The sequence below is a fragment of the Paractinoplanes toevensis genome (genome assembly GCF_018332695.1).
Classification (GTDB): domain Bacteria; phylum Actinomycetota; class Actinomycetes; order Mycobacteriales; family Micromonosporaceae; genus Actinoplanes; species Actinoplanes toevensis.
Genome location: NZ_BOQN01000092.1, coordinates 1 through 25,240 on the forward strand (window position 1 = coordinate 1; position 25,240 = coordinate 25,240).

Consider the following 25,240-nt stretch of genomic DNA (forward strand, 5'->3'; position numbering starts at 1 on the left):
TTCTGGCCTCGGGCCTTCTGGGCGTGGGCCTTCTTGGGGCGGGCCTCCCGGTCGCTGGCCCTCTGGGCGCGGCCCTTTGGGCGTGGGCCGTCTGGGCACGGGCCTTCTGGCGGCGGGCTCTTGGCTGCGGATTCCTGCCCGCGGGCTTCCCGGACGCGGCCTCCCGGCTGCGGGCCTCGGGCGGAGTCGAGCCAACTCTGCCTTCGATCTTCGCTGTGTCGACGCGAGATCTTGGCACGCATGGCGCTGTCCCACGATCTCGTCCAATGGACCGAGGCCTTTATCCGATGCCCTGACCCGGCGCCCATTAGACTTACTTAACGCCCTCTTCTGAATGTAATGATCACCTATTGGCGCATGCCCTGCCGACCGCGAGATGATTTCTGCATGCGGCAGCTGGAGTTCTTTAGCAGGTCTGAGGTTGCTGCCATGCGCGACCCGACCAGAGCGCGCAATTATTCGCCGTCGACAGCAGAGTTTCGTCGTGAGCATGAACGGCGTCGGCGGTGGGGGCTCAAGCGGCGTCACGGGTGCAAGCGGTGCCGGTCGGGCGGGTGTTCCCGCGCTTGCGGGGAGCTTGGTCTGCACGACGTTGTCGAAAGTGTTCCGCCGCTGATCTGGCCCGAGGGGGCCACCCTCGCGCGTCCGCCCGCTCAAACAGAATCCGCGGCTCCGCCAGTGCCAGTGTGCCCGGTCGAGGCTTGTGCGCAGCTCGCGCCAGCAGGCGATGCTGCTGGCGCCGTCCGGGCCGGCGCCACCGTCCGGGCGGACGTCCGGCAGGTGGAACCGTGCGAAGAGCGAGGCCACCTCGCGGTCCAGCCTTGGCGGTCACCCGCAGTTGCCGGCGACCGGCGCCGACCGGGCGTGGGCCGCCGTCCCCACCTCGCCCGCTCTGTCCGGCACGGCACCATCGGACGGGCGCGGCAGGCGTCGTGCTTCGGATCGCGAGGAATACGCGCCGTTTCTTGAGGAATCAATCCGGCGCGCCCACCGAGACGCATCTGGAATCGACCAGAACGGCGGCAAGAATACGCGGACCTCCGGTTTGGCAAAACCAAAAATCATCTCGTTTCGGGCACTGCGGCCGGCGTTATCGGTGGCTGGCAGACTCGTTTATATCGGCAAGTGAGATTGTCGCCTACCAGCCGTTCGGCGGCCGAGCGGGCCTGGACGGCGATTAATCCTGCCGTGGATCTCCTGGCCGCGCGGAAGCGTCATCGGCAGGAGATCAGTCATGCGCTCGCCCGGGCGGGTCTGCGACAGGGTTGTCGGGCGCGGGGCGTGTTGTCGGGCGCCGTCCGCGAGCGGTCAGCCGAGCAGGGCGGTGTGCAGTGCCGGCGGGCTCAGTGCGCTCAGTGGGCGGGCCGCCAGCCAAGCTGCCGCGGCGGCCGGATCGGTGCTGGTCCCGACGGTTGCGTGCCCGGTCCGTAGGGCCGCGAGCACGCTCTCCCGCACCGGCGTCTCGGCCGCCAGCAGGCCGCCGGCCAGGACCACCGGCGCACCCGGCTCGGCTACCTGGTCGAGGGTGGCCAGGAGCTGGCCGGCGGCGGCCGTGGTGATTCGCTCGGCGTCGGGGTCGCCGGCCCGGGCCGCGGCGCACACCACCGGTGCCAGGCCGTCGATGGCGGGGAACGGCAGGCCCTGCGCCCAGTGGATCAGGGCGTCCGCCGACGTTACTCCGGCGTGGGCGGCGACCAGGCCGGCCAGTGTGGATGGCCAATCGCGGACAGCGGACCGCAAGGCTTGCAAGCCCATCCAGCGGCCCGAGCCCTCGTCGCCGAGCAGCCAGCCGAAGCCGTCGGCGACCGCGATCACGGCGTGGTCATTCAGGCGGGCGGCCACCGCCCCGGTGCCGGCGATCAGTGCGGCGCCGGATGGCGACGGCGTTCCGGCCGCGAAGGCGGTTACCACGTCGCCGACGATCCGCATGGGGCAGCGCAGACCGAGGGAAAACCACATGGCCTCGAAGGCGTCGGCGATGACCGGGTTCGTTACGACGCTGGTGCCGGCTACGCCGAGCACGCCGCCGGCCACTCTGGACGGATCACATCCGGACAGTGCGGAGCGCAGGGCCACCCCGATGGCCGATGCCGCGGACACCCCGCCGGACAGCGGATTTCCCGGCCCGGCCGCACCCCGTCCGACTATCGCACCGTCCAGGGTGGCCACCACGGCCCGGGACGCGGTGCCGCCGGCGTCCACCCCGACCACCAGATCCATGAGCCAGATCGAAACATAGCTAACAGTTGTTGACTAGACCCGCCAACGGTCGTAATTTTCATCGGCAACGGCAATCGATGAAAAGGATGACCGACGTGACGGGTGAGAGCGGCGGGCTGCTCGGGCGGCTGCGCATCGAGGGGTCGCAGATGCCGGAGGCTCTGGCCAGGATTGCCGAGACGATCCTGGCCGACCCGGAGACGGCCGCCCACGCCAGCATCGTCGACCTGGCCGAGCGGTCCGGCACCAGCACGGCGACCGTCACCCGGTTCAGCCGCACGCTCGGCTTCAAGGGCTACGCCAACCTGCGGGTCGCCATCGCCACCGAGACCGGCCGGGCCGAGCAGGCCCGCTGGGAGACCGACATCAGCGGCGACATCGCCCCCGACGATCCGCTCACCGACGTGCTCGACGTGGTCACCGCGGCCGACACCCGGGCCATCCAGGGGACCGCGGCCGGGATCGACGTCACCGCGGTCGAGCGGGTCGCCGCGACGATCGCCGAGGCCAAGCGGGTGGAGATCTTCGGGCTCGGGTCCAGCGGCACCGCGGCCCGCGAGATGGCTTTCCGGCTCGAACGCATCCGGGTCCCGGTGTGGCATCGCACCGACTCGCACACCGCGCTCACCAACGCCGCGCTGCTGCTGCCGGGTGATGTCGCGATCGGGCTGTCGCACTCCGGCCGCACCCGCGAGGTCATCGAGACTCTGGCCGAGGCGGCCGACCACGGTGCGCTCACCGTCGCGGTGACCAGCTTCGGCCGCTCGCCGCTGGCCGAGGTCGCCGACGTCGTCTTCACCACTAGCGTGCAGGAGACGACGTTCCGGCTGGCCGCGCTCTCCGCCCTGCACTCGCAGCTGCTGGTGCTCGACCTCATCTACGTGGCGGTCGCCCAGCGCACCTACGAGCGCACCGCCGAGGCGCTCGAGCTGACCGTCCGGGCCGTCGACGCCCACCGACTGCCCGAGAAGATCCCGTCCCGCAAGCGCGGCCGCCCGAAAGGACCAGCGTGAGTGTCACCAGCAGCGAATACCTGAGACAGCTCCAGGCCGTCATCATGAGAGTCGGCACCGGCCAGCAGGACGAGAAGAACAGAGCCGCAAAACTCCTGACCGAGACCGTACGCAACGGGGGAGTGATCCAGGCCTTCGGCTGCGGGCACTCGGAGGCCCTGGCCATGGAGATCGCCGGCCGGGCCGGTGGCCTGGTCCCCACCAACCGGATCGCCCTGCGGGACATCGTCCTCTACGGCGGCTCGGAAATGGCGGACCTCGCCGATCCGGCCATCGAAAGAAGAACCGAGATCGCCCACCGCCTCTACGAACTGGCCCCGATCAAACCCGACGACGCGTTCGTCATCGCCTCCAACTCCGGCATCAACGGCGCCGTCGTCGAGATGGCGCTGCTGGTCAAGGAACGCGGCCACGCCCTGGTCGCGATCACCTCGGCGCAGCACTCGGCGGGCGTCGACTCCCGCCACCCCAGCGGCCGCAAGCTCGGCGACATCGCCGACGTCGTGCTCGACAACGGCGCACCCTACGGCGACGCCACCCTCCCGCTTCCCGGCGGAGGGGCCGTGGGGGCCGTCTCCTCGATCACGGCGGCACTGCTCGCCCAGCAGCTCGTCACCGAGGTGGTCGCCAACCTCCTCACGGCCGGACTGACACCGCCGGTCTACCTGTCGGACAACGTGCCCGGCGGCAAGGAACACAACGCACACCTTGAAGCGCGGTACGCCGGGCGCATCCGGCGTACCGCATAGGGAAGAAGGCCCACGCCAATGAACCTCGAATCCCAGGTCAGACCGTACCCCACCCGAAGAAGCCTGCTGCGGACCGCGGCCACGGCCGCCATTGCCGCACCCCTTCTCTCCGCCTGCGTGACGGGCGGAAAGAAGGACGACGGCGAGGCCGTCGCGGGCGGCGAGAAAACCGCCGACAACCCCCTGGGGGTCAAGGCCGACGCGCCCCTCGAGGTGGTCGTTTTCAAAGGAGGGTACGGCGATGAGTACGCCGTCAAGGCGGAAGCCCAGTACACGGCGAAATATCCGCAGGCCAAGGTCGATCACAAGGGGTTGCAGAAGGTCGGGGAGGCCATTCAGCCCCGCTTCGTCGCCGGCAATCCGCCCGATGTCGTCGACAACACCGGCGCCGGCCGTCTCGATATCGCCACCCTCGTCGCCGCGAATCAGGTGTCCGATCTCGCCGCGCTTCTCGATGCGCCGGCCTTCGACGAACCCGGCCGGAAAGTACGCGACACGCTGCTTCCCGGCGTCGTCGAGGACGGCACGTTCGCCGGAACCACGGTCGCGCTGAATTTCACGTACACCGTCTGGGGCCTCTGGTATTCGAAGCCGTTCTTCGCGGAGAAGGGCTGGGCCTATCCGCAGACATGGGCGGACATGCTCGCGCTGTGCGCGACCATCAAGAAGACCGGTGTCGCGCCCTGGACCTATCAGGGCAAATATCCGGAGTACATCAACGATCCGCTGCTCAGCATGGCCGCCAAGACCGGCGGGCTGGACCTGATCAAGGCGGTCGACAATCTGCAGCCGAACGCCTGGAAACAGGACGGGCTCGTGCAGGCGGCCACCGCGTTCGCCGAACTCGCCGGCCAGGGCTACATCATGAGCGGGTCGGAGGCGCTGTCCCACACCGAGGCGCAGGCGGCCTGGTGCCAGCGGAAGGCCGCGTTCATTCCGAGCGGCTCGTGGCTGGAGAGCGAACAGAAGGGCGTCGCACCGGCCGGATTCGACATGGTCATGGGCGCCGTCCCATCGCTGACCGCTTCGGATAAGCAGCCCTTTGCCGCCGTGCAGGCCGCTTCCAGCGAATCCTTCCTCGTTCCGGCCAAGGCCAAGAACCCGGCCGGCGGCCAGGAATACCTGCGGATCCTCTTCTCCAAGGCGTCGGCCAAGGCCTTCGCCGAAGCCAATTCCACCCTGCCGGCGGTGGCCGGGGCCACCGACGGGCTCACCCTCTCCAGCGGGCTCGGCTCGGTGCGCGACGCGGTCACCGCGGCCGGTTCCGGCACGTTCACCTACCGATTCCGTACGTGGTACGCGCCGCTCGCCAAAGCCGTCGACGACGCCACCGGGGAACTCGTCAACAAGCGCATCTCGCCGGCCGACTGGTCCACCCGCATCCAGAAGGCCGCCGACGCCCTCGCCAAGGACTCGACCGTGCAGAAATACACGCGCTGATGCGGCACGGCCGGTGGCGGTTCCTGCTCGGTGCGCTGGTGCCGGCGCTGGTCCTGCACGTCGTTTTCGTTCTCTCGCCGTACGCCCAGGCCTTTTATCTGTCCTTGACCGATTGGACCGGTGTGGCGGGCGAGGCGCATTTCGTCGGGGCGGGCAATTACGCCCGCCTCGGCGGCGACTCCCTGTTCCTCGACGCGGTCCGCAACAACGCGGTGATGCTGGTCGTCGTGCCGGTCGCCACGATCGCGCTCGGCCTCGGGCTCGCCTCGTTGCTGCGGACCCGGCGCGGGTCGGCCGGCTACCAGATCGTCTACTTCTTCCCGCAGCTGCTGTCGCTGGTCGTCATCGCGGTGCTGTGGGGCTTCGTCTACAACCCGAACACCGGCCTGCTCAACTCGGGGCTGCGGGCGGTCGGACTCGGCGGCCTGACGAAAAGCTGGCTGGCCGACCCGGCGTTCGCGCTCGCCGCGGTGATGGCGGTGCTGATCTGGTCGTCGGTCGGGTTCTACGTCGTCCTCTTCCGGGCCGCCATCGACGCCATCCCGGCCGAGCTGTACGAGGCCGCGCTGATCGACGGGGCCGGGTCGTGGACCACGTTCCGGCGGATCACCGTCCCGCTGGTCCGGGAGTCCGTGCAGGTCGCGTTCGTCTATCTCGGCATCGCGGCCCTCGACGGTTTCGCGGTCGTGCAGGTCATGACGGTCGGGCCGGGCGGGCCGGACGGCGCGACCGAGGTCATCGGCCTGTCGCTGTACCGGAACGCCTTCACCTACGGGAAGTTCGGCTATGCCTCGGCGATGGGGGTGGCTCTGTTCTTCGCGACCCTGACCCTCGCGGTCCTGGCTCTCCGCGCCGGGCGCAACGACCGGCTGGAGCTGGCATGACACTTCTGCGCTCGCGACCCGCGCCGGTGCTGGCGCCGGCCCCACCCGCCGCCACGAACCGGAAGAACCCGCTTCCGCAGCTGGCGATGCTCTGCTGGGCGGTGGTGACCTCGCTCCCGCTGCTGTGGGCGGTGGTGTCCTCGGTCAAGTCGGACGACGAGATCCTCAACGAGCCCTGGTCGCTGCCCTCGACGCCGCGTTTCGACAACTGGGCGCGGGCCTGGACCGGGGCCAGCATCGGCCGATATTTCCTGAACAGTCTCATCGTCGTGGGCGGGGCGCTGCTGCTCACCATGTTCCTGGGCGCACTCGTCGCGTACGCCCTGGCCCGTTACGAGTTCCGGGGCAACCGGTTCCTCTACTACACGTTCGTCGCGGCGATGTTCTTCCCGGTGTTCCTCGCCCTGGTGCCACTGTTCTTCGTGGTCCAGCGACTCGGGCTGCTCGGCACGTACCCCGGCCTGATCCTGGTCTACGCCGCTTACGCCGTACCCTTCACGGTCTTCTTCCTGCATTCGTTCTTCCGCACCCTGCCCACCGAGCTGGCCGAGGCCGCCTTCCTCGACGGCTGCTCGCACGCCGCGGTGTTCTTCCGCGTCATGCTGCCGCTCGCCCGGCCCGGCCTGGTCGCCGTGGGCATCTTCAATTTCCTCGGGCTCTGGAACCAGTACCTTCTGCCGCTGGTTCTCAATCCCGACCCGGACCGGTACGTCCTGGCGCAGGGTCTGGCCGCCCTGTCGGTCAGCCAGGGGTATCGCAGCGACTGGGGCGGACTGTTCGCCGGCCTGACCATCGCCATGCTGCCGGTGCTCGTCGCCTACGTCGCGTTCCAGCGCCACATCCGCGCCGGAATGACCGCCGGCGCGGTCAAGTAAATCCCCATCCCCCATTGAGAAAGAGGAGGAGTCTGCCCATGTTGATCGACAAGCGTCGATTGGCTGCGCTCTCCATCGCGGGCCTGGTCGCTTCGGGCGTCGTCGCCCTGACCTCCGGCACCGCCTCGGCCGCCGACTGCGGCTATCTCTTCGACGACTTCCACTACGCGTCGTCGTCCGATTCGTCCCTCACCTCGCACGGCTGGACACCCCGTACCTATGCCGGCGGGCCGGGCGTGCCCGGCGCGACCTGGTCGGCGAACAGCATCACCTTCCCGTCGTCGAACGGCGACCAGGTCATGCAGCTGACCGCCTCGACCGACGGCACCGGCGCCGGCACCAACCAGGCCGAGCTCTACTCCACCCAGAAGCGGTTCCTGGACGGGACCTACGCCAGCCGGATCCGGTTCACCGACGCACCGGTCAGCGGCAACGACGGCGACCACATCAACGAAACCTTCTTCACCATCAGCCCGCTCAACGGCGACCTCGACCCGACCTACTCCGAGCTGGACATCTCCGAGTACCTGCCGAACGGCGGGTGGGGCGAGACCGGGCCGATCAACTACCAGACCAGCTGGTACACCTACCGCAACGACCCGTGGTACGCCGACAACGTGCACTCCGAGCAGCGGCAGAGCTTCAACGGGTGGCACGACCTGGTGGTCCAGGTCGCCAACGGGCACATGATCTACTTCATCGACGGGGTGCAGGTCGGCGACCACTCCGGCAAGTTCTATCCACGTCAGACGATGACCATCAACTGGAACCTGTGGTTCATCGACACCGCCGCTCACACGGGCGGGCTGTCGACGTACATCCAGCAGGTCGACTGGCTGTTGTTCGCCAAGAATCAGGTTCTCGCGCCGTCGGCGGCGACCGCGAAGGCGGCCGCCTACCGGTCCGCCGGCAGCGCCTTCACCGACACGGTCGACGCGACCGGCGGATGTTCGACGCCGACCACGCCGCCCACCACCACCCCGACAACGACGCCTCCGACGACCACTCCGCCGGCCACCGACTGCTCGAGCGCGCCCGAGTGGCAGTTCTCCGCGGTCTACACCGGCGGCAACCTCGTCAAGCACGAGAAGAGCCGGTACGGCGACCCGAGCGGCCCGCCGTCCGGGCAGGGTAAGCACCTGTGGAAGGCCCGCTACTGGACGCAGGGCTCCGAGCCCGGCTGGACCGAACAGTGGCAGGATCTCGGCCGCTGCTAGAACGCGAATATCTGTGCCGGGGGAGAGGGGTGGACGCGCCCACTCTCCCGGTACAGTGCCGCGAGAAAAAGATCGTTGAGGAGGATCCGTTGGGCGCTTCGGGGTGGGACTATTACGTTCCCTACCAGCCCGACCGGTATGCGGCTTTTGTAGGTTTGCGGCAGCAGGTCTTCGAGAGCGGCGAGTTCTGGTGGGCGGTGGCCGGCGAGGACGGCAAGATGGCCCGCGACTACCCGAACCGCCCGCAGACCGAGGACGAGCTGTGGGCCGAGGAGACGGTCCGGCTGGCCGGCACCCACTCGATCCTCGACATGTACCGGGTCCTCGACGACGGCGACCAGCCCAACTACGGCTGGCTGCCGTACTCCTACGAGACCTTCGAGGAGTACATGGCGCTGGTCAAGGAACACGGCAACCCCGAGTACGGCATCATCGTCCCGCTCTCCGACGAGGAGGCGATGGAGGCCGCCGGCACGGTTCAGCTGACCAACGACCACGTCGAGAAGATCACCGACCTGGCCGCCTACCGGGGCATCGGCCGCTGCGCGGTCCTGCACGACGCGTACGGCCGCCCTTCCGAGCTGTATTTCTGGGGTTACTCCGGCGACTGACGTCACACGGGGTAGCCCAATCTTGACCTCGTTTGCCAGGATCGCCAGGTGCCCCCTGACCAGCGACAGTCCCCGGCGGCGGCTGCGCGCCGGTGGTGGGTGCGGCTGCGCCTGCCGCTGCTGTTCGCGGCCGGGCTCGGGCTGGCCGCACTGGGCCTGTGGGGCCGGCTGCCCGACCCGCGCGCGTTCGTCGCCGGGCTCACCGGCGCCGACTACGGGTGGGTCACCCTCGCCGCCGCGCTGCAGGCACTGTCACTGGCCGCGTTCGCCTGGCAGCAGCGGCAGTTGATGCGCGCTCTGGGCGTACGCCTGACGGCCCGCCGGGCCGCCGCGGTCACCCTGGCCCGCACCGCCATCTCCATCTCGATGCCGGCCGGCGCCGCCGTCTCGGCGGGCTACGCGGTGCGCGAGTACCAGCGCGGCGGCGCCAGCAAGGAGATCTCGGCCGCCTCGATGATCGTCTCCGGTCTGGCCTCGATCGGCGGGCTCGCCCTGCTCTACGTGGCCGGCGGCGTGGCGGTTCTCGGTCGCAACCCCACTCTGCTGCTGAGCCCCCGCCCGCTCGCGGTGGTCGCCGTCCTGGCCGTGCTCACCACGGTGGCCGTTCTGGCCGGCCGCCGCCTGCCGTCCGTCACGCTGGGCACCCACCGCAACGGTCGCGTCATCCGCTGGATCCGCGCGATCCTGGCCTCGGCCCGCGACGCCTGGCAGGCCGGCGCCTCGCTGCGCGCCCGCGACTGGATCGCCGGCCTGCTGTTCTTCGCGCTGAACTGGCTGACCGACCTGCTCTGCCTGGCCGCCACCTGCCGCGCGGTGGGCCTCCCGGTCGGGATAACCACGCTGGCCGGCATCTACCTGGGCGTGCAGATCGTCCGCCAGGTCCCGCTCACTCCCGGCGGCGTGGGAGTGGTCGACACCGCGTTCGTCGCGGGCCTGACCGCAGCCGGCGCGACGGCCGCCACCGCCGCGGCCGCCGTACTGATCTACCGCCTGCTCTCCTGCTGGCTCCTGCTGCCGGCCGGCGGCACAGCCGCCCTGCTCCTCCGCCGCAACGACCTGAGCGCCCGCGCGACCCCCCGCCCCCGCCGCCGCGTCACCCGCCCCTGACACTGCGGCGACCGATTTGCGGGGTTTGGTCGCGTGGGGCAGCGACCGGGGCGGTGCGGCACCTACCGTGATCGTCGATGTCTACTTCTTCTCGTCTTCGCGTTCTTGTCGTGTCCGTCGTCGCCGGCCTCGCACTCACCCCGATTCCCGCCCAGGCCGCCCCGGTCGGCACCGGGACGATCGAGGGCACGCTCACCACGGCCAAGGGTGATCCGGTCGCGGGTGTCCGAGTCCAGCTGAGCTCCTCGGCCGGGCACAACGACACGTTGCCCCTGGTCTTCACCGACGAGGCGGGCCACTACTCGGCCGCGCCCCTGCCGGCCGGGCGGTACCGCGTCGGCTTCTACTTCCCGGAGACCATGTCCACCCAGTGGGTGCCGCGGGCCGCGCGGGAGAGCGCCGCGACCTGGTTCACCGTCGCCGACGGCCGGACCACCGTGGTCGACGAGTCGCTCTTCGCGACCGGCGGCCTCGACGTCACCCTGGTCGAGCCGGACACCGGCCCGGTCCAGGAGTTCTGCGTCGAGGCCATCGGCGATCTCTACCTGAAGACCGGCTGCACCACCACCGGCACGGTGTCGTTGACCGGCCTCCCGATCGGCAGCTACCTGGTCACGGCGACCGGCGGCACCGGCGAGGGGGTCAAGATGGCCTTCGCCGACGTCGTCGAGGACAGCGTCGTGCCGGTCGAGATCCAGCCCTGGTGACCGGGCCGTTCTGACGCTGGGTAAAACTGTCGGTGGGTTCCGTTACATTGGCGCCCATGACGGCGGGGGACAGCACGCTTTTCCGGGAGCTCGTCGCGGCCAGTCGCGACGGGACGGTCGTCGACGGGCCCCGGGTGATCGGCGCGGCGACGCTGCGGCGGGCTGTGCTGCAGCCGCCCGGGCCGGAGGACCACCCGACCGGGCAGCTTCATCTGCAGGGCATCACCATCGACGGCGATCTCGATCTGCGCGGGTCGACGCTCGGGGTGCAGCTCACCCTCATCGAGTGTGTCGTGCGGGGTGGGCTCAACCTGCTCGAGGCGTCGCTGCCCGGCCTGCAGCTCGACCGCACCACGGCGGCCTGGGTCGACGCCGCCAACTGCGTGATCACGCTCGAGGTGTGGCTCAAGGAGTCGTCGTTCCGGTCCGGCATCGACTTCACCGACGCCCGGGTCGGCGGGTCGGTGCACCTCGACGGGTCGACGTTCGGGCCGGAGGACCGCACCGATGCCATCTCGGTCGTGCCGCGCGGCTGCCCGGTGCGCATGCGGCGGCTCACCATCGGCGGCATGCTCAGCGCGCCCCGGATCGACTGCCAGGGCATGTTCGACCTGGCCAACTCGCGGATCGGCGGCGACCTCGAGCTGGACAGTTCCCGGCTGGCCGCCCCGGGCGCCGAGGGGCCGGTGCCGGGGACCGCGCTCAACGGGCCCGAGCTGCGGGTCGGCGGGTCGCTCAGCGCCGACCGGCGGCACGAGCGGGCCCGCCGGTCGATCGTGCACGGCGAGGTCAACGCCCGGCCGGTCGGCTCCGATCGCACCACCGGCGACCTGCTCGACGTGACCGGGCGGCTCTACCTGCCGGGGGTCGTCATCGGCGGGATCGTCGACCTCAGCGCGGGCCGGCTCACCGCGGTCGAGCCGGAGCCGGGCCTGCGCCGGCCGGCCGGGCCGAGCGGGGACGCCGAGTTCGACCCGGCCGCCCTGATCGTGCTCGACCGGGCCGAGGTGCGCGGGAATGTCGAGCTCGACGCCGGGTTCACCGCCCGCGGCAGCGTGCGCCTGTCCGGCGCCGAGATCGGCGGCGACCTGCGCTTCGACCGATCGTCACTGGGGCGCCCCGACGAGGCGTACGCGGTGGTCGCCAACGGTGTGGTCGTGCGCGGGCACGTGACGGCCGCGGACGCCGACGTCGCCGGCGAGATCTGCCTGCAGGACGCCCGCATCCAGCACAGCGTGCTGCTGCAGCGGGCCACCCTGGCCAACCCGGGCGGCAACGCCCTCAACCTGCACCGGGCCCGGGTCGGCGGCACCATCGACTGCGGCGAGGTCACCGCCCGCGGATCGCTGCGGCTGGCCGACGTCACCGCCGGGTCGGTGTTCGTCTCGGGTGCCCGGCTCAGCGCGCCGTGCCGCACCGACCAGCACATCTTCCGGCCCGGCGCGCGGGGTTTCGACCCGGTGCTCAACCTGATCGGTGCGGAGATCACCGGGACCGTGCGGGGCAACCCGGCCGGGCGGCCGTTCACCGCCGAGGGCGTCGTCGGGCTGCGCGGCGCGCGGATCTCCCGATCGGTGCAGTTCATCCAGGCCGAGATCGACTCCGGTGAGGGGCCCGCCCTGGACGCGTCCACGACCAGCTGCTCCGACCTCTACCTCGGCGGGCTCGACGCGGTCGGCGGGGTGCGGCTCACCGACGCCCGGATCGCCGGCGACGTCGACCTGACCGGCTCCTACCTGCGGTGGAACGAGATGGCGGTGGAGACCCTGCGCACCGCCGGGCGGCCGGAGGCGTCGGTCGACGGCGGGGCGGCCGAGATCGGCGGGGACATCTGGTTCGACGGTGCCCGGGCCGAGGGGATGGTGCGCCTGCGGCGGGCCGTGGTGCGCCGGTCGGTGGGGCTCAAGGATGTCGTACTGGGCGCTCTCGCCGTACACAGGTCGGCAAGCGCTCCCGGCGACGTGGCCGCCACCCGCGATCGGGCCTTGATGATCGCCGCGGCGCGGGCCGACGCGGCCGAGGCCGCGGTCGCGAGCGGTCTCGAGGCCGCGCGGGCCGTCGCCGAGCAGGCCCGCCGGGACGCCTCGCCGGCGGCGATCGACGCGGCTCGCAATGCCCGGCCGCCGGTGCCGGAACAGCGCCGGCGCCGCCGGCGGTCCGCCGACCCGCCCGACCCCGGCCTGCTCGTGCTCGACCTGGCCGGCCTGCGCACCCCCGACCTGGTGGTGGCGCCCGGCCAACCGTTGCGTGGCAACGTGGACATGTCCCGGGCCGTGGTCATCTCGTTCACCGACAACGCCAACCTGTGGCAGGCCACCCACCTCGACCTGCACGGACTCGAATATCAGGTGCACATCGACCTGGACGCCCGGCCCGGCACCGCCGACTGGCACACCCAGATCCGCCGGTTCGAGAGCACCAAGATCCTGCCGCCGCCGTCGACCCTGCGCACCGACGTGGCCCTGCCCACCGGGCAGCTGTCCCAGCCCTACCTGCAGCTGGCCGCCATCTACCGGGCCACCGGCGCCGACTCGGTGGCCCGCCGCATCCTGTACGAAATGCGCAAACGCGAGTGGGCGCAGCGCATCTCGGAGGCCCGCCGCGCCCGCCGCTGGTCGCTCGCGGTGGCCGGTTTCCTCTACCGGATCACGGTCGGCTACGGCTACCGGCTGCAGCTCGCGCTGTACTGGCTGGCCGGGCTGTGGCTGGCCGGATTCCTGGTCTTCGGCCTCCTCGCGCCGGCCGAGCGGCCCGACCCGATGCCGGTCGTCGACGCGCGGGGCAACACCAGCGAGTGCGTGGTCCGGCCGGCCGCCGACCCGGTCGCCGACCAGCCCGGCTACTGCGGCCGGTTCAGCCCCGGCCTGTACACGATGGATCTGCTGGTGCCGGTCGTCGACCTCGGACAGAAGTCGTCGTGGCACTACCGCAGCGAGACAATGCAGATAGTGGCCGACGTCCTGCAGGTGGCCGGCTGGATCCTCGCCACCGCGGCCGCCACCGCCGCGCTCGGGCTCGTCGGCCGCGGCGACACCTGACCGCATCACCCACATGACGGATACGACTCCGAGGCCGGAGCCGACTACGGTCCGCCAGAACGAGGAGACCACCGAGGAGCCGCATGAGGAAGCCGTCCGCCCTGCCACCCGGTGTCACCCGGCGCGAGTTGCGGCCGGCGGGCGGAGACCTCGCCGGGGCCTGGATGGCGGCCTGGTCGCCGGACGGCACCCGGATCGCGACCGCCGGACCGGGCCTCGGGATGGTGTGGCGGGTCAACCCGGAGGCGGGCGAGTTCCGGCCCGAGTTCTCCGTCGGCGGGTTCCTCGACGTCAAGTCCTGGGGCGTCCGCTGGCACCCCAGCAACCCGGCGATCTTCGCGCACGCCCACGGCAAGACCGTCACCATGCGGATGCTCGACCGTGACGGCCGGGGCTCCGGAACGATGTGGTCGGTCCCGCACCGCACCAGCGGCGGTGTCTGGCCGTCCATGGAGTTCTCCCCGGACGGCCACCGGATCGCGGTCATCCAGGGCGAGCACAGCTGGTCGAAGCCCCGCGAGGGTGCGCTCGCCGTGTTCGACACGCACACCGGCGAACAGCTCGACCGGCTCGAGTACACCCAGGGCCCGAAGATGATCGCCTGGGCGCCCACCGGCGACCGGCTGGCCGTTCTCTCGGCCAAGGAGACCCTGCAGATCCACCCGGCCGACCACCTCGCCCGGGAGACCACGGCGGGCCGCGGGGTAGACGGCGCGAAGGCCATCGCGATGAGCTGGTCGCCGGACGGCCGCCGGCTGGTCGCCGCCCGCAACCGGCCCACCATCCACATCTGGAACACCGTGGACGGCGTCCTCGAGGCCGAACTCGAGGGCCACACCGGCGACTACGTGTACGACACGGCCTTCACCCCGGACGGCCGGATCATGTTCTCCACCGGCATCGACGGGACCATCCGATGCTGGCGCACCGACACCTGGGCCTGCGTGGCCGTCATCCCGATAGCCGAGACCCACGCGGCGTACGGCAGCCTGATCACCGTGCCCGGCCACGACGCCCTGGCCCGGCGCAACAGCGACCGCAACGGCATCGAACTGTTCGACATCGACGTCGACCGGCTCCTGGCCGACCAGCCCACCGACGCCTCCCGCACCTACCGCAACGCCAAGGTGGTGCTGGTCGGCGACACCGGCGTCGGCAAGTCGGGGCTCGGCCTGGTGCTCAGCGGCCAGCCGTACCGGCCGACCGACTCCAGTCACGCCCGGCAGGTGTTCACCTTCGACGAGCGTGAGGTCGACCAGCCCGGCGGCCCGGAGAAACGCGAGATCCTGCTCTGGGACCTGGCCGGCCAGCCCGGTTACCGCCTCATCCACCAGTTGCATCTGGCCGAGGCGGCGGCCGCCGTCGTCGTCTTCGACGCGCGCAGCGAGACCGACCCGTTCGGCGCCGTCCGTTACTGGACGCGCGCCCTCAAGCAGTGCCAGGCCGACGTGCCCGGCCGCACCCCGCCACCGGCCATCCTGGCCGCCGCCCGGGTCGACCGGGGTGGCATCCCGGCCAGCCGCGAACGGATCGACGCCCTCTGCGCCGAACTCGGGCTGACCGGCTACTTCGAGACCAGCGCCCGGCAGGGCTGGCAGATCGCCGAGCTGGCCCAGGCCGTCCGGGAGGCGATCAACTGGGGCACGCTGCCCCGCTCGATCTCCAATCTGTTGTTCGAGACCATCAAACGGTTCCTGATCGCCGAGAAGGCCGGCTCCCGGGTGCTGGCCACCGCCGACGACCTGTTCCGCGACTTCAGCCGGCAGCAGCCGGGGCTGGCCGGCGACCCCGACCTGCGGGCCGGCTTCGACACCTGCATCCGGCTGCTGGAGGGACGCGACCTGTTGCGGCGGCTCAGCTTCGGCGGCTTCGTGCTGCTGCGGCCGGAGCTGCTCGACGCGTACGCCTCGGCGCTGATCGACGCGGCGCGCGGCCAGCCCGACGGTCTCGGCTATTTCTCCTGGGAGGACGCCATCGCCGGCCGCTTCCCGATGCCCGACGACGGCCGGCTCGCCGGAGCCGACGAGCAACTGCTGCTCATCGCCACCGTCGAGGAGCTGCTGCGGCACGACCTGGCGCTGCGCGAGACCACCGACAACCGCATCGACCTGGTCTTCCCCAGCCAGTTCACGATCGAAGGGGAAGCGCCCGCCGACACCAAGGCCGACGTGATCCTGCGCTTCGAGGGTTCCGTCCCGACCGTCTACGCCACCCTCGCGGTCCGGCTGTCGCACGTCTACCAGCGGGCCGAGATGTGGCGCAACGCCAGCACCTACCGCCCGAAGACGGGCGGGGTCTGCGGCCTGCGGGCCCGCGAGACCGGCGACGGCATCGGCGAGCTGACCGTCTTCTTCGACGCGGCCGCCGGCGCGGAAACCCGGATCATCTTCGAGGACTACGTGCAGGCCCACGTCACCGCGCACGCCCTGCCCGGCACGGTCCGGCGCGAACGCGTCTTCACCTGCCCCGGCTGCTCCTACCGGCTGGACGCCGAGATGGTCCGCCGCCGCCTCGACCGCGGCGCGACCGCGATGACCTGCCCGGTCTGCGACGAACACCAGATCGTCTTCCTCGACGGCGCGGACCACCTCGACCGGTCGGTCCAGCAGTCGGTGGAACGCATGAACGAGAGCGCCGACCTGGGCCGCGACCGTGCGGCGGCCACGGCGACCATCCGCGGCAAGGAGACGGCCGGCGACTACGACGTCTTCCTCTCCTACAACTCGGCCGAACGGCCGGCGGTCGCCGGCATCGCCGAGGGCCTGCGCGAGGCGGGCCTGCTGCCCTGGTTCGACACCCGCGCCCTGCAGGGCGGCCAGGTCTGGCAGCAGGAACTGGAAAAACAGATCCGAGGGGTACGCGCGGCAGCAGTCCTGCTGGGCCCGCAGGGGATGGGCCGATGGCAGCGCCTGGAAGCCGAGGCGATCGTCGACGAGCAGACCCGCCGGGAGGACCTGAAGGTGATCCCGGTCCTGCTGCCGGGCACCCCGGCCGGGTTCACGCTGCCGATGTTCCTGGGCCGGTGGCACGCGGTCGACTTCCGGGAGGCGTGGCCGGCCCCGTTCGACCGCCTGGTCCAGGCCATCAGCGGGGAGCCGCAGCGATGACCGACGACCTGCACCCGGCACTGAGGTGGCGCGCGCGACTGTCTGACGTCGTTACCTTGCCACTGTCCTGCTCGTGGTCGCTCGACGGCAGCCGCCTCGCGCTGGCGAACCGCGACGTGGCCGTGTGGGCACTCCGCCATGGCAACTGGCAGGTCGCCTGGCGCTGGCAGCATGGCGTCGTCCCGGCCTGGCCCAGGGTTGAGTGGTCTCCAACCGCTCCCGACCTGTTTGCCGTGGTGTACGGACAGTGGGCGATGCTGTATCGGATCTCGCGCTCGGGCTCGCCGGTCTGGCAGGAGCGGGTCGCCGCGGACAACCTTCTCGCTCTCTCGTTCTCCCCGAGCGGCACTCGCCTCGCCGTTTGCGACGGTTCACACACCATCAAGCTTCTGTCGGTGGCGGACGGAAGCCGAGCGTCCTGGCTGGAACTCGACCATCCCGTCGACACGGTTTCCTGGTCGCCGCTGGGCGAGGTGTTTGCCGTGCAGACCGCTGTCGGTGCCTTTCTCATCCATGAGGACGCCGAGATCGCACCGAAACCCATCACCAGCCGAGGGCTCTCCTTCAGTGGAATGGTCTGGTCGAGGGACGGACGCATGCTGGGCGCGGCCGACCAGGACTTTCCGTTGCTGCACGTCTGGAACTCGGAGGGACGACAGCTGGCCGAACTCGAGGTTCAGAGCGACGGGGGCCGGAGCGCGGTCAGCTTCTCGCCCGACGGACGCTTGCTTTATGCGGCCGACGCTGTTGCGTTGCGTTGCTGGCGGACGGACACCTGGCAATCGGTCATGCAGGTCGACCTCGGTAACCAGCAGCTGGGCAGGGGGTTGACCGCATCGCCGGCTGGTTCGCTGCTGGCGATCTGGGATCGGTCCGGCGGGATCCGCGGTGTCGACATCTACGAGGTCGACACCAATCGCCTGCTGGGCAGCAAATCGCACGGTGCGCGTACCTACCGCAATGCCAAGGTGGTGCTGGTCGGTGAGACCGGAGTCGGCAAATCCGGTCTCGGGTTGGTATTGAGCAACCAACCGTATCGGCCGACCGATTCCACCCACGCTCGGCAGGTATACACGTTCGAGGAAACGGAGGCCGCGCTACCGGACGGTGGTAGCGAGCGGCGGGAGACGCTGCTGTGGGACATGGCCGGCCAGTCCGGCTATCGGCTCATTCATCAGCTGCATCTGGCGGAGGCCGCCGCCGCACTGGTCGTCTTCGACGCGCGGAGCGAAACCGACCCGTTCTCCGGGGTCCGATACTGGGCGCGGGCGCTGCACCAGCAGACCGCGGCACCGGCCATCCTGGTCGCTGCCCGCACCGACCGCGGTGGGGTGGCCGCCGGTGACAAGCGGATCGCGGCGATCTGCAAAGAGTTGGCATTGACCGGCTACTTCCAGACCAGCGCCCGGGAGGGACGGCAGATCCGGGAACTTGCCAACGCGATCCGGGCGGCCATCGACTGGGATTCTCTGCCACTGTCGGTCTCCACCGAACTGTTCGAAACCATCAAACAGTTCCTCCTGCGCGAGCGGAAGAGCCGACGGGTCTTGGCCACGGCCGACGACCTGTACCGCGACTTCCGGCGCTACGAGCCGTCCGTGTCGGACAGCGGCAGCCTGCGGTCGAGCTTCGATGCCTGTGTGCGACTTCTGGAGTTGCGCGATGTGGTGCGCCGCCTGTCTTTCGGCGACTTCGTGCTGCTTCAGCCGGAGATGCTGGACTTCTACGCCTCCTCGCTGATCGATGAGGCGCGCGCTCAGCCCGACGGGCTCGGCTATCTGCCCGAGGTCCGTGCCCTTGCCGGTCAGTTCCCGATACCCCAGGACGGCCGGCTGGCGCGGCGAGAGGAGCGGCTGCTACTTATTGCGGTGATCGAGGAACTGCTACGGCACGACCTCGCGCAACGCGAGGTCGCCGAGGACGGCGTCGACCTGGTCTTCCCATCGCAACTGACTGCCGACCGGCCGGTTGACGGGGAACCGGAGGCGGCCGATGTGCTGTTCCGATTCGACGGTGCGGTGACCGCCATCTACGCCACCCTCGCCGTGCGGTTGTCGCGGGTCTCGGCGTACGTCCAGAAGGAGATGTGGCGCAACGGAAGCACCTACCGTGCGAAGGTCGGTGGGGTCTGCGGGGTTCGCGTCTTGCAGCCGGAGGAAGGCCGGGGTGAGCTGGCGGTGTTCTTCGACGCGGACGCCAGCGAGGAGACCCGGTTCCTGTTCGAGGACTACGTGCACGCTCACCTGACCGCCCGGGCGCTGGCGCGCTCGGTCCGGCGGGAGCGGATCTTCAGCTGCCCCGGGTGCGGCTACCGGGTCGACTCCGAGGCGGTGCGGCGCCGGCTCGAGCGTGGCGCCACCGACGTGCTGTGCGCGGACTGCGAACAGGTGCGGATCTCGCTGCTGGACCGGGAGGACCGGCTCGCGAGCGCCTCCGCGGTGCGGGACATGAACGCGAGCGCCGACGCCGGCCGGGACGCCGCCGCCAACACCGCGACGATCCGCGGCAAGGAGGTCACCAAGGACTTCGACGTGTTCCTGTCCTACAACACGGCCGACCACAACCTGGTCGCCCGGATCGCCGAGCGGCTGCGGGCCGCCGGGGTCCTGGCCTGGTTCGCCCCGGTCGACCTCGTTCCCGGCGCCCGGTGGCGCAACGAGCTCGAACGGCAGATCGCGAAGGTCCGGGCCGGGGCGGTGTTCCTCGGGCCGCACGGGATGGGCACGTGGCAGAAGATGGAGGAGGAGCTGCTGGTCAACGAGTCCGCCCGTCGTGACCTGCGGATCATTCCGGTGCTGCTCCCCGGCCACACCGGGGAGCCGGCCGGTTTCCTGTCGCAGTGGCAGGCCGCCGACTTCCGTCGTAGTGACCCTGATCCGTTCGCCCGGCTGCTGGCGGGCATCACGCAGTAGGGTCGGAATCATGAGTTCAGCGATCGATTTGCACGGGGCTCCGCATGTGGAGCGCTACCTCGAGACCAACGGCGAGGACGGCTTTCACTGGCGTAACGGGACCACCATCCTGATCCTGTTCACCACCGGCCGGAAGTCGGGCGAGCAGCGTTCGCACGCCCTGATCTTCCGGGAGTTCGAGGGCGCCTATCTCGTCGTCGCGTCCAAGGGCGGTGCGCCGGAGCCGCCGGCCTGGTTCGTGAACCTGTCCGCCGACCCCAACGTCGAGGTCCAGGTCAAGGGCGACCGCTTCGGCGCCACCGCCCGGGTCGCCACCCCGGCCGAGAAGCCCGCCATGTGGGCGGCGATGACCGAGGTGTGGCCCGACTACGACGAGTACCAGAAGAAGACCGACCGGGAGATCCCGGTGGTGGTCCTCGAGCGGGTCTAGGGTCTCAGCGGCACCACCTCGGGTGCCCCGAGCCGGGCGGCGTCGGCGGTCTCGTCGTCGAGTTGCTCCTGGGAGCGCCGCTCGGCCTCGACCCGCAGGCGGTAGTGCTCGACCTCCCGCTCGGTCTGCGACGGTGTCCAGCCGAGCACCCCGGCCACCAGCGCGGCGGCTACCGGTGCCGCGGCGACACCCCGGTCGAAGGTTTCGATCGAGATGCGGGTGCGGCGGGTGAGCAGGTCCTCCAGGTGGCGGGCGCCCTCGTGGCTGGCCGCGTAGGTCAGCTCGGCCCGCAGGTAGTCGTCGGCGCCCTCCACCGGTGCGGCCAGCGACGGGTCGTCCCGGATCAGGTCGAGCACCTCGGTGACCAGGGTTCCGTAGCGACCCAGCAGGTGTTCGACCCGGGCCACGTGCAGGCCGGATTCGGCGGCCAGCACCCGGCGGCGATTCCACAGGGCGGGGTACCCGTCGGCGCCGAGCAGCGGCACGTCGTGGGTGCAGGAGGCCGGGACCGAGCGGCCCAGCCCGTGCACGCAGGCGTCGACGGCGTCGCGGGCCATCACCCGGTACGTCGTGTACTTGCCGCCCGCGACCACGACCAGGCCGGGCACCGGACTGGCCACGGTGTGTTCCCGGGACAGTTTCGACGTCGACTCCGACTCGCCGGACAGCAGCGGCCGCAGGCCGGCGTAGACGCCCTGCACGTCGGCCCGGGACAGCGGCGTGGACAGCACCGTGTTGACGTGTTCGAGCAGGTAGTCGATGTCGGTGCTGGACGCGGCCGGGTGGGCCTTGTCGAGGGTCCAGTCGGTGTCGGTGGTGCCGATGATCCAGTGCCGGCCCCACGGGATGACGAACAGCACGCTCTTCTCGGTGCGCAGGATCAGGCCGGTGCGGGACTGGATGCGGTCCCGCGGCACGACCAGGTGGATGCCCTTGGAGGCGCGCACGTGGAACTGGCCGCGCTCACCGACCAGGGCCTGGGTGTCGTCGGTCCACACACCCGTCGCGTTGATCACCTGCTGAGCCCGTACCTCGAAGGTCCTGTCGTGTTCCAGGTCTTGGACCCGAACCCCGGTGACCCGTTCACCTTCCCGGAGAAAACCCACCACTTTCGTACGGGAAGCGACGTGCGCGCCGTAGGCGGCCGCCGTGCGGGCCAGGAACATGGTGTGCCGGGCGTCGTCGACCTGGGCGTCGTAGTACTGCAGGGCCCCGACCAGCGCCTCCTTCTTCAACGCCGGGCATTCGCGCAGCGCACCCCGCCGGGTCAGGTTGCGGTGGTGGGGGAGGCCGCCGCCCAGCGCCATGGTGTCGTAGAGGGTGACCCCGCTGCCCGCGTAGACCCGCTCCCAGCCGTGGTGCAGCAGGGGGTAGAGGAAGCGCACCGGCCGGACCAGGTGCGGCGCGAGCCGGGTCAGCAGCAGCCCGCGTTCCCGCAGCGCCTCGCGGACCAGCGCGAAGTCGAGCATCTCCAGGTAGCGCAGCCCGCCGTGGATCAGTTTGCTGGAGCGGCTGGACGTGCCCGAGGCGAAGTCGCGGGCCTCGACCAGGCCGGTCGACAGGCCGCGGGTGGTGGCGTCCAGCGCGCAGCCCGCGCCGACCACGCCACCGCCCACGACCAGGACGTCGAGCTCGGCGCCGGCCAGCGCGGCCAGCGCCGAGTCCCGATATTGGGGTGACAGAGCAACCATGATCAGTCCACGTCCACCCAGTCGAGGGTGCGCTCGACCGCTTTCTTCCATCGGGTGTAGCCGGTGCTGCGCTGTTCCTCGCTCCACGTCGGCTGCCAGCGCTGCGACTCGTTCCAGTTGTCCCGCAGCTCGTCGGTCGACTTCCAGAAACCGACGGCGAGACCGGCCGCGTACGCGGCACCCAGCGCGGTCGTCTCGGCCACCACCGGCCGGCTGACCGGTACGCCGAGCACGTCGGCCTGGATCTGCATGCACAGGTTGTTGGCGGTGATGCCGCCGTCGACCTTGAGCACGTCCAGGGTGACCCCGGAGTCCTGCGCCATCGCGTCGACCACGTCCCGGCTCTGGTAGCAGATCGACTCGAGGGTGGCCCGGGCGATGTGCGCGTCGGTGTTGAACCGGGACAGCCCGACGATCGCGCCGCGGGCGTCGGAGCGCCAGTACGGCGCGAACAGGCCGGAGAACGCGGGCACGAAGTACACCCCGCCGCTGTCCGGCACCGACGCGGCCAGGGCCTCGCTGGCGGCCGCGTCCTTGATCACGTGGAGCTGGTCGCGCAGCCACTGCACGGCCGAGCCGGTCACTGCGATCGAGCCTTCCAGCGCGTACACCGGAGCGGCGTCGCCGAACTTGTAGCAGACCGTCGTGAGCAGGCCGTTCTCCGAGCGGACCAGCTCGGTGCCGGTGTTGAGCAGCATGAAGTTGCCGGTGCCGTAGGTGTTCTTGGCCTCGCCGGGGGAGAAGCACACCTGACCGACGGTGGCCGCCTGCTGGTCGCCGAGGTCCCCGGTGAGCGGCACCTCGCCGCCCAGCGGCCCGGGCCAGCGGGCCACGCCGTAGGTGTTCGGGTCGGACGACGGCCGGATCTCGGGGAGCATCGAGCGCGGGATCCCGAAGAAGCCCAGCAGTTCGTCGTCCCACTGCAAAGATTCAAGATCCATGAGCATCGTACGGCTGGCGTTGGTCACGTCGGTGACGTGATTGCCCCCGTCCACGCCACCGGTCATGTTCCACAGCAGCCAGCTGTCGGTGTTGCCGAAGATGGCGTCGCCGCGCTCGGCCGCCGCGCGGACCCCGTCAACGTTCTCCAGAATCCACTGGATCTTGCCGCCGGAGAAGTACGTGGCGGGCGGCAGCCCGGCCTTGCGGCGGATGACGTCGCCGCGGCCGTCCCGGTCCAGGGCGGACGCGATCCGGTCGGTGCGGGTGTCCTGCCAGACGATCGCGTTGTAGTACGGCCGGCCGGTCGTGCGGTCCCACACCACCGCGGTCTCCCGCTGGTTCGTGATGCCCAGCGCGGCCAGGTCACTGGCCTGCAGATTCGCCTTCTGCATGCCGGTGCGCACCACCGTGGTCGTACGGTCCAGGATCTCCACCGGGTTGTGTTCCACCCAGCCGGCCTGCGGCAGGATCTGCTCGTGCTCCAACTGGTGGCGGGCCACCTCGTTGCCGCCGTGATCGAAGATCATGAAGCGGGTGCTGGTGGTGCCCTGGTCGACGGCGCCGACGAAGTCAGCCATGCGTTGCCTCCACGTTGTCGCGTTGGGTCGGGATCTCGCCCGGCTCCTGCGGTGCCTCGGACGGCAGGAACCGCCCGATCAGTGCCTGGTACAGCCCGGCGCCGATCAACCCACCAATGATCGGGGCGACGATCGGAATCCAGAAGTACAGATAACCCGTCTGATCGCGCATCGCCCCGCCGTACCCGGTGAGGAAACTGGCGAGTCGCGGCCCGAAGTCGCGGGCCGGGTTGATCGCGTAGCCGGCGTTGGTGCCCCAGGCCATCCCGATCGCGACCACGAGCAGGCCGATGACCACGGGTGCCAGGTTGGCGAGCGGTGCCGTGTTGGCCGAGTCGGTGATGGCCAGGATCAGGAACAGCAGGATGGCCGTACCGATGATCTGGTCCCGGAAGGCTCCCCATTCGCCGACCGGAAGCGTTCCGTTGCCCGGCAGGGTGGAGAAGACGCCCTGCGTCTTGATCGTCAGGCCGGGGTCGGCGGCGTGCAGTACCTCGGTGTAGTTCCAGCGCACCAGCAGGGCGGCGACGAACGCGCCGAGGAACTGGGCCAGGGAGTACGGCGCCACCTTGCGCCACTCGAAGCCTTTGAAGACCGCGAGCGCGATGGTGACGGCCGGGTTGAGATGGGCGCCGCTGACCCGGGCCGCCACGTAGACGCCGAGTGTCACGCCGAGGCCCCACGACCAGGCGATGCTGTCGTGATCACCGATGCCGGCGCCGGCCACCTGCGCGACGACGCCCACGCCGAAGAGGATGAGGATCATGGTTCCGGCGAACTCGGCGGCAAGCTCGCCCAGCAACCCCGGAATCTTGAATCGTTCCGCCATGTGCCCTCCTTGCTCGATCCTCCGGACGCTAGGTAGGTGCACAGGCACCGGCAATGACGGCCGTTCGGCATTACCGAACATTGATCACGGTGCGCGTTCACATCGTGGCATAGAGTCGGTAACGTGCCCGGAACAGTGCAGTCGATCGAGCGGGCCGCCGCGGTCCTGCGCCTGCTGTCGGGCGGATCGGGGCGTCTTCCCCTGGGCGAGATAGCCCGCTCGCTCGACCTGGCCAAGGGCACCACCCACGGCATCCTGCGCACCCTGCAACACGTCGGATTCGTCGAACAGGACAGCGTCTCCGGCTACTACCGGCTCGGCCCCGCCCTGCGGGATCTGGGCACCAACTACCTCGACGTCAACGAACTGCGCTCCCGCTCGATCAACTGGGCCGACCCGCTCGCCGCCCGCAGCGGGGAGGCGGTCCGGATCGGCACCGTCCGAGCCGGACAGGTCCTGATCGTCCACCATGTCTTCCGCCCCGACGACACGTTCCAGACCCTCGACGTCGGCACCATGCTGCCGCTGCACGCCACCGCCCTCGGCAAGGTGCTGGTCGCCTACCGGGCGGCGGCGGTCGGCCCGCCCCGCCAACTCGACCGCTTCACCCGCCGCACGATCCTCACGCCCCGGGCTCTCGCGGCCGAACTCCACCGCGTGCACGAGGCCGGCTGGGCGGCCGACATCGAGGAGATGACGCCCGGCATCGCGGCCGTGGCCGCGCCGATCCGCGGCTACGGCGGCCTGGTCGTCGGCGCCCTCGGCATCAGCGGCCTGGTCGAACGCATCTGCGACAGCCACTACCACCCCCACCAGCATCTCGTCGCCTACGTCCGGGACGCGGCCCGCGCCATCTCCCAGGACCTCGGAGCCGCCCGTCGCTAGGTTGG

18 protein-coding genes are annotated in these 25,240 nt (G+C 70.5%); 14 read left to right on the forward strand and 4 right to left on the reverse strand.

What is annotated here, in order from left to right:
* Positions 1-1,308: 1,308 nt before the first annotated feature.
* Positions 1,309-2,220 carry an N-acetylglucosamine kinase gene (locus Ato02nite_RS35350; RefSeq protein WP_213011034.1) on the reverse strand — a complete coding sequence of 304 codons (912 nt, stop codon included), beginning with the start codon at positions 2,218-2,220 and terminating at the stop codon, positions 1,309-1,311.
* Between the two features lie 86 nt (positions 2,221-2,306).
* Here Ato02nite_RS35350 and Ato02nite_RS35355 point away from each other — a divergent pair, with 86 nt between their 5' ends.
* The 13 genes from Ato02nite_RS35355 to Ato02nite_RS35415 all read left to right on the forward strand — a co-directional run bounded on the left by Ato02nite_RS35355 (position 2,307) and on the right by Ato02nite_RS35415 (position 20,310).
* Positions 2,307-3,233: a MurR/RpiR family transcriptional regulator gene (locus Ato02nite_RS35355; RefSeq protein WP_246607861.1), complete on the forward strand. Its 927-nt coding sequence runs from the start codon at positions 2,307-2,309 to the stop codon at positions 3,231-3,233.
* Positions 3,230-3,982: a sugar isomerase domain-containing protein gene (locus tag Ato02nite_RS35360; RefSeq protein ID WP_213011036.1), complete on the forward strand. Its 753-nt coding sequence runs from the start codon at positions 3,230-3,232 to the stop codon at positions 3,980-3,982. Before Ato02nite_RS35355 ends, Ato02nite_RS35360 begins: the two co-directional genes overlap by 4 nt.
* Positions 3,983-4,000: 18 nt before the next feature.
* The gene (gene ngcE, locus Ato02nite_RS35365; RefSeq protein WP_213011037.1) at positions 4,001-5,422 is read left to right on the forward strand and encodes an N-acetylglucosamine/diacetylchitobiose ABC transporter substrate-binding protein; all 1,422 of its coding nucleotides are present in this window, start codon (positions 4,001-4,003) and stop codon (positions 5,420-5,422) included.
* Positions 5,422-6,306, forward strand: a complete 885-nt coding sequence (locus Ato02nite_RS35370; RefSeq protein WP_213011038.1) for a carbohydrate ABC transporter permease — start codon at positions 5,422-5,424, stop codon at positions 6,304-6,306. Before ngcE ends, Ato02nite_RS35370 begins: the two co-directional genes overlap by 1 nt.
* Positions 6,303-7,181, forward strand: a complete 879-nt coding sequence (locus Ato02nite_RS35375; RefSeq protein ID WP_213011039.1) for a carbohydrate ABC transporter permease — start codon at positions 6,303-6,305, stop codon at positions 7,179-7,181. The genes Ato02nite_RS35370 and Ato02nite_RS35375 overlap by 4 nt, the downstream gene beginning before the upstream one ends.
* A 38-nt stretch (positions 7,182-7,219) precedes the next feature.
* Positions 7,220-8,398, forward strand: coding sequence for a glycosyl hydrolase (locus Ato02nite_RS35380; protein WP_213011040.1), 1,179 nt, complete (start codon positions 7,220-7,222; stop codon positions 8,396-8,398).
* Positions 8,399-8,487: 89 nt separating this feature from the next.
* Entirely contained in the window at positions 8,488-9,009 is a 522-nt protein-coding gene (locus Ato02nite_RS35385; protein ID WP_213011041.1) for a hypothetical protein, read from the forward strand.
* A 48-nt stretch (positions 9,010-9,057) separates the two neighbouring features.
* Complete coding sequence (locus Ato02nite_RS35390; protein ID WP_246607862.1) at positions 9,058-10,116, forward strand: lysylphosphatidylglycerol synthase transmembrane domain-containing protein; 1,059 nt, start codon at positions 9,058-9,060, stop codon at positions 10,114-10,116.
* A gap of 110 nt (positions 10,117-10,226) precedes the next feature.
* Positions 10,227-10,823 carry a carboxypeptidase-like regulatory domain-containing protein gene (locus tag Ato02nite_RS35395; protein ID WP_213011042.1) on the forward strand — a complete coding sequence of 199 codons (597 nt, stop codon included), beginning with the start codon at positions 10,227-10,229 and terminating at the stop codon, positions 10,821-10,823.
* A gap of 56 nt (positions 10,824-10,879) precedes the next feature.
* Positions 10,880-13,861: a hypothetical protein gene (locus Ato02nite_RS35400; RefSeq protein WP_213011043.1), complete on the forward strand. Its 2,982-nt coding sequence runs from the start codon at positions 10,880-10,882 to the stop codon at positions 13,859-13,861.
* Positions 13,862-13,944: 83 nt separating this feature from the next.
* Positions 13,945-16,968: a TIR domain-containing protein gene (locus tag Ato02nite_RS35405; protein WP_213011044.1), complete on the forward strand. Its 3,024-nt coding sequence runs from the start codon at positions 13,945-13,947 to the stop codon at positions 16,966-16,968.
* Positions 16,965-19,880: a TIR domain-containing protein gene (locus tag Ato02nite_RS35410; RefSeq protein WP_213011045.1), complete on the forward strand. Its 2,916-nt coding sequence runs from the start codon at positions 16,965-16,967 to the stop codon at positions 19,878-19,880. The genes Ato02nite_RS35405 and Ato02nite_RS35410 overlap by 4 nt, the downstream gene beginning before the upstream one ends.
* Before the next feature lie 10 nt (positions 19,881-19,890).
* Entirely contained in the window at positions 19,891-20,310 is a 420-nt protein-coding gene (locus Ato02nite_RS35415; RefSeq protein ID WP_213011046.1) for a nitroreductase family deazaflavin-dependent oxidoreductase, read from the forward strand.
* Here Ato02nite_RS35415 and Ato02nite_RS35420 read toward each other — a convergent pair.
* The 3 genes from Ato02nite_RS35420 to Ato02nite_RS35430 are packed head-to-tail and all read right to left on the reverse strand — an operon-like array spanning position 20,307 to position 24,350.
* A complete protein-coding gene (locus tag Ato02nite_RS35420) occupies positions 20,307-22,001 on the reverse strand; it encodes a glycerol-3-phosphate dehydrogenase/oxidase (protein ID WP_213011047.1) in 1,695 nt (564 codons plus the stop codon). The two genes, Ato02nite_RS35415 and Ato02nite_RS35420, sit on opposite strands and share 4 nt — an antisense overlap.
* Before the next feature lie 2 nt (positions 22,002-22,003).
* Positions 22,004-23,521: a glycerol kinase GlpK gene (glpK, locus tag Ato02nite_RS35425; protein WP_213011048.1), complete on the reverse strand. Its 1,518-nt coding sequence runs from the start codon at positions 23,519-23,521 to the stop codon at positions 22,004-22,006.
* Positions 23,514-24,350: an MIP/aquaporin family protein gene (locus tag Ato02nite_RS35430; RefSeq protein ID WP_213011049.1), complete on the reverse strand. Its 837-nt coding sequence runs from the start codon at positions 24,348-24,350 to the stop codon at positions 23,514-23,516. The genes glpK and Ato02nite_RS35430 overlap by 8 nt, the downstream gene beginning before the upstream one ends.
* Before the next feature lie 123 nt (positions 24,351-24,473).
* Here Ato02nite_RS35430 and Ato02nite_RS35435 point away from each other — a divergent pair, with 123 nt between their 5' ends.
* The gene (locus tag Ato02nite_RS35435; RefSeq protein WP_213011050.1) at positions 24,474-25,235 is read left to right on the forward strand and encodes an IclR family transcriptional regulator; all 762 of its coding nucleotides are present in this window, start codon (positions 24,474-24,476) and stop codon (positions 25,233-25,235) included.
* Positions 25,236-25,240 lie beyond the last annotated feature (5 nt).

Coding starts and splice junctions, on each gene's coding strand:
- Ato02nite_RS35350 (WP_213011034.1), bottom strand. CDS start 2,220: ATGGATCTGGTGGTCGGGGTGGACGCCGGCGGCACCGCGTCCCGGGCC.
- Ato02nite_RS35355 (WP_246607861.1), top strand. CDS start 2,307: ATGACCGACGTGACGGGTGAGAGCGGCGGGCTGCTCGGGCGGCTGCGC.
- ngcE (WP_213011037.1), top strand. CDS start 4,001: ATGAACCTCGAATCCCAGGTCAGACCGTACCCCACCCGAAGAAGCCTG.
- Ato02nite_RS35370 (WP_213011038.1), top strand. CDS start 5,422: ATGCGGCACGGCCGGTGGCGGTTCCTGCTCGGTGCGCTGGTGCCGGCG.
- Ato02nite_RS35375 (WP_213011039.1), top strand. CDS start 6,303: ATGACACTTCTGCGCTCGCGACCCGCGCCGGTGCTGGCGCCGGCCCCA.
- Ato02nite_RS35380 (WP_213011040.1), top strand. CDS start 7,220: ATGTTGATCGACAAGCGTCGATTGGCTGCGCTCTCCATCGCGGGCCTG.
- Ato02nite_RS35400 (WP_213011043.1), top strand. CDS start 10,880: ATGACGGCGGGGGACAGCACGCTTTTCCGGGAGCTCGTCGCGGCCAGT.
- Ato02nite_RS35405 (WP_213011044.1), top strand. CDS start 13,945: ATGAGGAAGCCGTCCGCCCTGCCACCCGGTGTCACCCGGCGCGAGTTG.
- Ato02nite_RS35410 (WP_213011045.1), top strand. CDS start 16,965: ATGACCGACGACCTGCACCCGGCACTGAGGTGGCGCGCGCGACTGTCT.
- Ato02nite_RS35415 (WP_213011046.1), top strand. CDS start 19,891: ATGAGTTCAGCGATCGATTTGCACGGGGCTCCGCATGTGGAGCGCTAC.
- Ato02nite_RS35420 (WP_213011047.1), bottom strand. CDS start 22,001: ATGGTTGCTCTGTCACCCCAATATCGGGACTCGGCGCTGGCCGCGCTG.
- glpK (WP_213011048.1), bottom strand. CDS start 23,521: ATGGCTGACTTCGTCGGCGCCGTCGACCAGGGCACCACCAGCACCCGC.
- Ato02nite_RS35430 (WP_213011049.1), bottom strand. CDS start 24,350: ATGGCGGAACGATTCAAGATTCCGGGGTTGCTGGGCGAGCTTGCCGCC.